This is a genomic window from Halopseudomonas sp. (assembly GCF_041579695.1).
GTDB lineage: Bacteria > Pseudomonadota > Gammaproteobacteria > Pseudomonadales > Pseudomonadaceae > Halopseudomonas.
Window position 1 is genome coordinate 23,587 of sequence record NZ_JBFGFI010000030.1, and the last position, 8,559, is coordinate 32,145.

Genomic DNA, 8,559 nt, shown 5'->3' on the forward strand with positions numbered 1-8,559 from the left:
CGTGGATATCTGAAATGCATCAGACTCCATGCGGATCAGTAAGATTAGCTACCAGTGTAGACAAGAGCTTACCAGCGATCAGCATCCGGCAACGAAACAGGGCGCCCGAAGGCGCCCTGTTGATTACCACTATTGAGTCTTGCCAGCTTCAGTTCTTGCTGCTGGTGAACTCGGGATAGGCTTCCATCCCGCACTCGGACAGATCCACACCGCCGTACTCTTCTTCTTCGGTGACACGGATACCCATGATTGCCTTGAGGATGATCCAGAGGATCAGGCTGGTGATGAACACCCAGAGGAAGATGGTGACGATACCCAGCAGCTGGCCGCCGATAGTGGCGTCGGCATTGGTCAACAGCACCGCCAGCACACCCCAGATACCGACTACACCGTGCACGGAGATCGCGCCGACCGGATCGTCGATCTTGATCTTGTCCAGAGCCAGGATGGAGAACACTACCAGCACACCACCAACCGCACCGATCAGTGTGGCCTGGAAACCACCAGGCGACAGCGGATCTGCAGTGATCGCCACCAGACCGGCCAGAGCACCGTTGAGCGCCATGGTCAGATCAGCCTTGCCAAACAGGATGCGAGCCACGATCAGCGCCGCGATCAGACCACCGGCCGCAGAAGCGTTGGTGTTGACGAATACCTGGGCGACTGCGTTGGCATCTTCGATGGTAGACACGATCAGCTGCGAACCGCCGTTGAAGCCGAACCAGCCCAGCCACAGAATGAAAGTACCCAGTGTCGCCAGCGGCAGGTTGGCACCGGGAATCGCGTTGATCTGGCCGGAGGAGCCGTACTTGCCCTTACGCGGACCCAGAACCAGTACACCAGCCAGTGCAGCAGAGGCACCTGCCAGGTGAACGATGCCGGAACCGGCGAAGTCGCTGAAGCCTGCTTCGGAGAGGAAACCACCACCCCAGCTCCAATAGCCCTGGATCGGGTAGATGAAGCCGGTCATGACCACCGCGAAGGTCAGGAACGCGAACAGCTTCATGCGCTCGGCGACGGCACCAGAGACAATGGACATCGCAGTAGCGACGAACACGACCTGGAAGAAGAAGTCGGCGCGAGCCGAGTAGTAGACGTCACCGCCACTGGCGAGCACATCTTCCGCTGCGTTCTCCGCACCGATCAGCACGCCCAGGTTCGGCATGATGCCGCCCTCGTCACCCGAGTACATGATGTAATAACCGACCACCAGATACATCACACTGGCGATTGCATACAAGGTGATGTTCTTGGTGAGAATCTCGGTGGTGTTCTTGGCGCGGACCAGACCAGCCTCGAGCATGGCGAAACCTGCCGCCATCCACATGACCAGCGCACCGCAGATCAAAAAATAGAACGTATCAAGTGCGTACTTGATTTGTACGATATCTTCCATAGTTAAGCCCCCCAACAGGCTTTATTACTGCATTCAGTGGACGAACTGACAAGTCAGACTGCGTCTGTGCCTGTCTCGCCGGTGCGGATACGGACAGCCTGTTCAAGGTTGACCACGAAGATCTTGCCGTCGCCGATCTTGCCGGTGTTGGCTGCCTTGGTGATGGCCTCGATAACGCGGTCGAGCATGTCGTCGCCAATCGCTACGTCGATTTTCACCTTAGGCAGAAAATCCACCACGTATTCAGCGCCGCGGTACAGCTCGGTATGACCTTTCTGCCGGCCAAAACCTTTGACCTCGGTTACCGTAATACCTTGCACGCCGATCTCCGATAGCGCTTCGCGCACGTCGTCCAGTTTGAAAGGCTTGATAACAGCCGTTACTAATTTCATTTTATTTCTCCCGATTGATGGACTGCCCTGGGGGACAGGACCAGTCTATGCCGAGTTAGAGGCTTTTAGAAACGGACAATGCACAGATCCGATGCAGCAACCCGACGCGCCGGCAAGAGCGTGCTTAGCGACAGCCACGTTAACCACAGTCAACTGCTTCATGTTCCAGTGCTCCTTGGTGGCTTTTCGCAAAGTCATTTTGCGGAAGTCACGCTGGCTTGAGGTGGGATGCCCGATACGGTTACTCGCCTGTCTCACCTGTCAGGAGTATTGCAGAAATCCTGCCAGTTTTTATTTATTGCAATATTTCAATAGCTTAGGTCAATAAAGCGTTATCACGGCAATTGGCCAGCCGCCTCATACGCACCAAAACGGTGCACATGTCATTTGAGCGAGCCGATATCGCGCACTAATTGATCACTGCGCTCAGAAGGGGGACGAAATGCCGTCCGGGTGATAAACTCCCTATCTCTCACCCGCCCCCCCCGGTGCGGGCCCGCTCAACCGATCACCAGACAGGATTCCAGCCATGTTGCATAAAGTCTTGATCGACGCCGTCAGCAATCAGGCTACTCGCCTGCTGATGAGTGAAAAGAGCCTGCCTGCTCCAGAGGTCGAGAAGCACCTGAAGTCGCTACTGCAGGGCGCGCTGGCCAAACTGGACGTGGTCAGTCGGGACGAGTTTGAAACCCAGCAAGTCGTGTTGCTGCGCACCCGCGAAAGGCTCGAAGCCCTGGAGCGGCGTGTCACCGAGATAGAGCAGCGCGAGCAGCAACCACCCACTACCTGACTGCCCGGCACGCCCGGACACGGGGCCCAGCAGGTGGACCGATCAAGGAGTGATCATGTCCCTGGCTATTGTTCACAGCCGTGCGAAACTCGGTATCGCCGCACCAGCCGTTACGGTGGAGGTGCATCTGGCCAACGGAATGCCCAGCCTGACGCTGGTCGGCCTGCCAGAAACCGCGGTGCGCGAGAGCAAGGATCGGGTGCGCAGCGCCCTGCAGAATGCCCATCTGGATTTCCCCAGCCTGAAACGCATTACCATCAATCTTGCACCTGCCGACCTGCCCAAGGAAGGCGGACGCTTCGATCTGGCCATCGCCCTGGGACTGCTGGCAGCAAGTGGGCAGGTACCCGCTGATTGTCTGGCACATTGCGAATGCCTGGGTGAACTGGCGTTATCCGGCGAGCTTCGTCCGGTTCAGGGTGTACTTCCCGCTGCGCTGGCCTGCCGGGCCGCAGGACGCACCCTGCTGTTGCCGCGCGCCAATGCTACGGAAGCGGCGCTGGTGCGAGGCGCGCATATCATTGCGGCCGAGCATCTGCTCGAACTCTGCGAGCATCTGCGCGGTGAACGGGAAATTGAACCGGTTCCCTCCGGCAACATGCCTGCGCAGGAACACGGCCTGGCCGACCTGGCAGACGTGCAGGGCCAGGCACAGGCCAAGCGCGCGCTGATCGTGTCGGCCAGCGGTGGCCACAACCTGTTGCTGTTCGGCCCCCCGGGCACCGGCAAGACGCTCCTTGCCAGCCGCATGCCGGGCATTTTACCGCCTCTCAGCGAGGACGAAGCCCTGGAAGTGGCGGCGATCCAGTCCGTCTGCAATCAGGGCCCGCTGCAGAGCTGGCCGCTGCGTCCTTTTCGCGCGCCCCATCATGGGGCATCGGCTGCAGCCCTGGTTGGCGGCGGCAGTCAACCGCGTCCAGGCGAAATCAGCCAGGCGCACAATGGCGTACTGTTTCTCGATGAATTTCCGGAGTTTGATCGCAAGGTACTGGAGATGCTGCGCGAACCGATGGAGTCCGGCGTCATTCACATTGCCCGCGCACGCGAGACGCTGAGCTTTCCAGCCCGATTTCAGTTGATAGCCGCGATGAACCCGTGTCCGTGTGGCTACCAGGGCGATCCGTCCGGCCGCTGCCGCTGCACGCCGGAGCAGATTCAACGTTATCGCAGCAAGCTCTCGGGGCCGTTGCTAGACCGCATCGACCTGCATCTGGCCATGCACAACGAGCCCTTCAGCATGGCCGGACAACCCCGCGGCATTCCAGACAGCCAGACAGCCGGCGCGCAAGTGATGGCAGCCAGGACGCGCCAGCACGCACGCCAGGGACGCCTCAACGCGCACGTCGACCTGGCCGGCCTGCGGGATCATTGCCAATTGGAGGAGGTAGATGCGCGTTGGCTGGAGCAAGCCATCGAGCGGCTGGGCCTTTCACACCGTGCCAGCCACAGGGCGCTGAAGGTGGCGCGGACATTGGCCGACCTGGAAGCTGCCGATGGTATTGCCCGGCGACATCTGGCCGAGGCCCTGCAATACCGGCAGCTCGACCGAAGGACAGACATCTAGGAGCAGCTGATCTTCGGCTCCTCGCGGCCCATGCTGTAGGCATCCATGAAATAACAGAGCTCATCAAACGGCAGCGCCGGACTGATGAAGAATCCCTGCACCTGATCACAGCCCAGCGAGCGCAGTTCCGCCAGTTGCTGGCGATGTTCGACGCCCTCGGCGACCACCTCCAGATCGAGGCTGTGGCCCAGCTCGACCATCGCCGCCACCAGCTGGCGATCCGAGCGGGTTTCGGTGATGCCCTTGACGAAGCTGCGGTCAATCTTCAGCAAATCTATCGGCAGCCGCTGCAGGTGCATGAAAGAAGAGAAACCGGTACCAAAATCATCCAGCGAGAATCTTACGCCCAGGCCAGTCATGCCCTGCATGGTCGCCAGTACCTGATCGGGATTCTGCATCACCGCGGTCTCGGTCAGTTCGAACTCGAGCCAGCGGGGGTCGATGCTGGTCTTCTCCAGCAGCCGTTTGACGGTGGGCAACAACTGGCTGTCCTGGAACTGACGGAAGGAAACATTGACGGCGACGTGGATAGGCGGGTGGTTGCGACGATGGAGCTTGGCCAGATCGTGGCAGGCGCGGGCGATAACCCAGTAGCCCATCGGTACGATCAGGCCCGTCTCCTCAGCCAGGGGTATGAACTCGTTTGGTCCCAGCAGCCCGCGCTCCGGATGCCGCCAGCGAATAAGACCTTCAAGTCCGACAATTCGTCCGGTGGCCAGATTCACCCTGGGCTGATAGTGCAGCTCAAGCTGATTGCCGCGCAAGGCATGGCGCAGTGACGTCTCGAATTCGATCAGGCTGTTGGCCTGCAGATTGATCCGGTCATCGTAGAAATGATAATTGCAGCCGCGTTGGCTCTTGGCCTGCAGCATCGCCATGTTGGCGTGCAGCGTCAGGCTGTCGACTGTCTGACCGCCCTCCGGGTAGGTGGCGATGCCGACACTACAGCCTAGCAGCAGGCTTTCCTGCTCGACAAGAAAAGGCTCGGCCAGTTCGCTGACCAGCTTCTGCGCAATCTGCAGCAGATTGCTGGCGCGGGCGTAGTCCTCGATGATGACGGCGAACTCGTCACTGCCCATCCGACCGACGGTGTCGGTGTTGCGCAGAATACCGCGCAGCCGCGCCACAACCTCCTTGATGATGCTGTCGCCCGCACCGTGGCCCAGCGTCTCGTTAACGTGACGGAAGTTATCCAGATCAACAAACATCAGTGCCAACGGCTGGTTGGTGCGCAAGGCACGACGCATACCGAGCTTGAGCCGATCCTGCACCATGTAGCGATTACATACGCCGGTAAGAGGGTCATAGCTTGAGGCACGGTCCAACGCAGATTTGAGGGCCTGGCGCTCGATCGCATAATGGCAGCAGCGGATGAGCTCGCTCGCGCTGGACTGGTCCCACAAGCTGTCGCAGGTCGCCTCCCCGGAGCGCTGGAACTCGGGCTCGGCAACCAGATGGATCACTGGAATACCGGATTCGCAGGCATCGGCAAGAAATTCAGTGCGCGTCAGAATCGCCTCGATATCGCCTTGTGCAATCAGCGATCTTGCCGCCGCCCAACTATCGGCACGTACCAGCTGGAAAGGACACTCTGTGACGGACATGAGCCGACGACAAAGCTGTACCGAAGCACCTGCATCCCTGTCGAGCAGCAGTACACGCTGCATTTGGCGCTCGGCAATCACATCCTTCCCCCCGGTTGCCTTTATAAATTAGATATATAGAGCCTCTTAGTTAAAGTAGGTTATATAGAAAAAATGATCAACAACCAAGACTAGCTTTTCGCCATCACTCTGATGAAAGGCCGATTTCGGGTAAACTCCACGGCCGTCAGATCAGGAGTTTATCACCGGTGGCAAAGCTCAACCCCCGTCAACAGGAGGCCGTTAACTACATCAGCGGCCCCTTGCTGGTGCTCGCTGGCGCCGGTAGCGGCAAGACCAGCGTGATCACCCGAAAGATTGCCTACCTGGTGCGCGAGTGCGGGATAAAGGCGCAGAACATCGTCGCGCTGACCTTTACCAACAAGGCCGCGCGGGAGATGAAGGAGCGCGTGAGCCTGCTGATCAAGGGTAACGAGGCACGCGGCCTGACAGTCTCGACTTTCCACAACCTGGGCCTGAACATCATCCGCAAGGAACACAAACGCCTGGGCTACAAACCCGGCTTCTCGATCTTCGACCAACAGGATGCCCGGGCGCTGATTACCGACCTGATGCACCGAGATTACGGGGCTGACGAAGGCACTGAAGGCATACAGGCGCAGATCTCCAGCTGGAAGAACGATCTGATCAGTCCCGAGCAGGCATTGGCCCAGGCCAAGACGCCCCAGGAACAGACTGCAGCCAGCGTCTACACACACTATAACCGCACACTCAAGGCCTACAACGCGGTCGATTTCGACGATCTTATCCTGGTGCCTGTGGCACTTTTTCGCGAGCACCCGGACGTTCTGGAAAAATGGCAGTTCCGCATCCGTTACATGCTGGTTGACGAATATCAGGACACCAACGCCAGTCAGTACCTGCTGGTCAAGATGCTGGTGGGCCAACAGGCGCGCTTTACCGTGGTGGGTGACGACGACCAGTCGATCTATGCCTGGCGCGGCGCGCGGCCGGAAAATCTCGCCCAGCTCAAGGATGATTTCCCCGCGCTGAAGGTGGTCATGCTCGAGCAGAACTACCGCTCGACCAGTCGCATCCTCAAGTCAGCCAATACCCTGATCGCCAACAACCCGCATGTGTTCGAAAAGCAGCTCTGGAGCGAACTTGGATTTGGCGATCCGATCAGGGTGATCCGCTGCCGCAATGAGGAAATGGAGTGCGAGCGGGTTGCCACCGACATCCAGACCCAGCACCTCAAGCACAAGCGGGCCTGGAAGGATTTTGCCATTCTCTACCGCGGCAACCATCAATCACGCCTGCTCGAACTCAAACTGCAGCATCATCAGATTCCCTACCACCTGTCCGGCGGCACCAGCTTCTTCAGTCGTCAGGAGGTCAAGGACCTGATGGCCTACTTCCGGCTGCTGGTAAACCCCGACGACGACAACGCCCTGCTCCGGGTAATCAACGTGCCGCGTCGGGAAATCGGCCCTGCGACATTGGAGAAACTCGGCACCTATGCCACCGCTCGCGATGTCAGCCTGTTCAGCGCCTGCAGCGAAATGGGCCTGGCGGAGCATCTGGAGCCGCGCTATTGCGAGCGGCTGCAGCGCTTCGGTAACTGGCTCGATGGCGTGCGCAAAAAATGCAGCGAGGGCGACCCGATCGAAGCACTGCGCACCATGGTCAACGACCTGGACTACGAGAACTGGCTACGCCAGAACTGCTCCAGTGATGATGTCGCGGCCAAGCGCATGGGCAACGTCTGGTTCCTGGTCGAGGCGCTGAAGAACACGATCGAAAAGGATGAAACAGGCAAGACCGACATCGAAGATGCGATTGCCAAGCTGGTGCTGCGCGACATGCTTGAGCGCCATGAGGAAGAAGAAGATACCGACCGGGTGCAGCTGATGACCCTCCACGCCTCCAAGGGCCTGGAATATCCCCATGTGTTTATCATCGGCATGGAGGAAGAAATAATTCCCCACCGCTCCAGTATCGAAGCCGATAGTGTCGAGGAAGAGCGGCGCCTGGCGTATGTCGGCATCACCCGCGCCCAGCGCACCCTGACCTTCACCTTCGCTGCACGGCGACGTCAGTTCGGCGAGATAATCGACTGCCTGCCCAGCCGGTTCCTCGACGAGCTGCCAGCCGAGGATCTGGAATGGGAAGGCACCGACGATGCGCCACCGGAAAAGAAGCAGGCCCGTGGTAACTCAGCCCTCTCCGACATCCGCAGCATGCTCGGGCCCCGGGCCTGAGCAACAAACCGCAGACACAAAAAAGCCACCCTGAGGTGGCTTTTCAATAACAGATGATGCTTATTGCAGGCCAGACATATGCTCCACAGCAGCGTGGATCTCTTCACGCGAGCAGTCACCGCAAGTGCCGTTGGCCGGCATAGCGCCCACTCCATTGATTGCTGAAGTCACCAGATCGTCGAAGCTGCCAGCTGCGGCCAGGCGTGCTTCCCAGGCGCCACTGTCACCGGTCTTGGGCGCGCCCAGCACACCCACGCTGTGGCAGGCCGTGCAGAACTGGCCATAGACCGCTTCACCGGTGCGCGCAGCCCCGGCAGTGGTAGCAGCAACGGGCATGGTGCCTACATCAGCACAGGGATCACCGGCGACACAAACAACGCCGACAGGCTTGATGCGCTCGGCGATGCTGTCATTGATCGACTGGGCAAACGCGCCGCCCGCCACCAGAACCAGCAGAGCCGCCGAGGCAGCCAGAAGTTTTTTCACAGTCATCACCTAACACCCTCATCATGGCTTGTATTTTGAGCCCAAGTTCAATGCCCGGACAATGTG

The 8,559-nt window shown here is 59.3% G+C and carries 7 protein-coding genes; 3 read left to right on the plus strand and 4 right to left on the minus strand.

Going from position 1 to position 8,559, the window contains the following annotated elements:
* Window positions 1–148: 148 nt before the first annotated feature.
* Together ABYA88_RS08385 and glnK are read right to left on the minus strand one after the other, a co-directional pair.
* On the minus strand, window positions 149–1,396 hold the full coding sequence (locus ABYA88_RS08385; RefSeq protein WP_373186628.1) for an ammonium transporter: 1,248 nt from the start codon (window positions 1,394–1,396) through the stop codon (window positions 149–151).
* Window positions 1,397–1,449: 53 nt separating this feature from the next.
* Complete coding sequence (gene glnK / locus ABYA88_RS08390; RefSeq protein ID WP_096346362.1) at window positions 1,450–1,788, minus strand: P-II family nitrogen regulator; 339 nt, start codon at window positions 1,786–1,788, stop codon at window positions 1,450–1,452.
* Window positions 1,789–2,317: 529 nt separating this feature from the next.
* Between glnK and ABYA88_RS08395 the strand changes: the two genes are divergently transcribed.
* A complete protein-coding gene (locus ABYA88_RS08395; protein WP_373186629.1) occupies window positions 2,318–2,578 on the plus strand; it encodes an accessory factor UbiK family protein in 261 nt (86 codons plus the stop codon).
* 55 nt (window positions 2,579–2,633) lie between these two features.
* Window positions 2,634–4,142 (plus strand): YifB family Mg chelatase-like AAA ATPase, encoded by a 1,509-nt coding sequence (locus ABYA88_RS08400; protein ID WP_373186631.1) that lies wholly within the window; start codon window positions 2,634–2,636, stop codon window positions 4,140–4,142.
* Here the strand turns inward: ABYA88_RS08400 and ABYA88_RS08405 are convergent.
* Entirely contained in the window at window positions 4,139–5,809 is a 1,671-nt protein-coding gene (locus tag ABYA88_RS08405) for a putative bifunctional diguanylate cyclase/phosphodiesterase (RefSeq protein ID WP_373186633.1), read from the minus strand. The two genes, ABYA88_RS08400 and ABYA88_RS08405, sit on opposite strands and share 4 nt — an antisense overlap.
* A 185-nt stretch (window positions 5,810–5,994) precedes the next feature.
* On the opposite strand from ABYA88_RS08405, the gene rep reads away from it, so the two are divergent.
* Complete coding sequence (gene rep / locus ABYA88_RS08410) at window positions 5,995–8,007, plus strand: DNA helicase Rep (RefSeq protein WP_373186634.1); 2,013 nt, start codon at window positions 5,995–5,997, stop codon at window positions 8,005–8,007.
* Between the two features lie 60 nt (window positions 8,008–8,067).
* Here rep and ABYA88_RS08415 read toward each other — a convergent pair whose 3' ends face one another.
* Window positions 8,068–8,499, minus strand: a complete 432-nt coding sequence (locus tag ABYA88_RS08415) for a cytochrome c5 family protein (RefSeq protein ID WP_373186635.1) — start codon at window positions 8,497–8,499, stop codon at window positions 8,068–8,070.
* Window positions 8,500–8,559: the final 60 nt, after the last annotated feature.

Coding starts and splice junctions, on each gene's coding strand:
- ABYA88_RS08385 (WP_373186628.1), bottom strand. CDS start 1,396: ATGGAAGATATCGTACAAATCAAGTACGCACTTGATACGTTCTATTTT.
- glnK (WP_096346362.1), bottom strand. CDS start 1,788: ATGAAATTAGTAACGGCTGTTATCAAGCCTTTCAAACTGGACGACGTG.
- ABYA88_RS08395 (WP_373186629.1), top strand. CDS start 2,318: ATGTTGCATAAAGTCTTGATCGACGCCGTCAGCAATCAGGCTACTCGC.
- ABYA88_RS08400 (WP_373186631.1), top strand. CDS start 2,634: ATGTCCCTGGCTATTGTTCACAGCCGTGCGAAACTCGGTATCGCCGCA.
- ABYA88_RS08405 (WP_373186633.1), bottom strand. CDS start 5,809: ATGCAGCGTGTACTGCTGCTCGACAGGGATGCAGGTGCTTCGGTACAG.
- ABYA88_RS08415 (WP_373186635.1), bottom strand. CDS start 8,499: ATGACTGTGAAAAAACTTCTGGCTGCCTCGGCGGCTCTGCTGGTTCTG.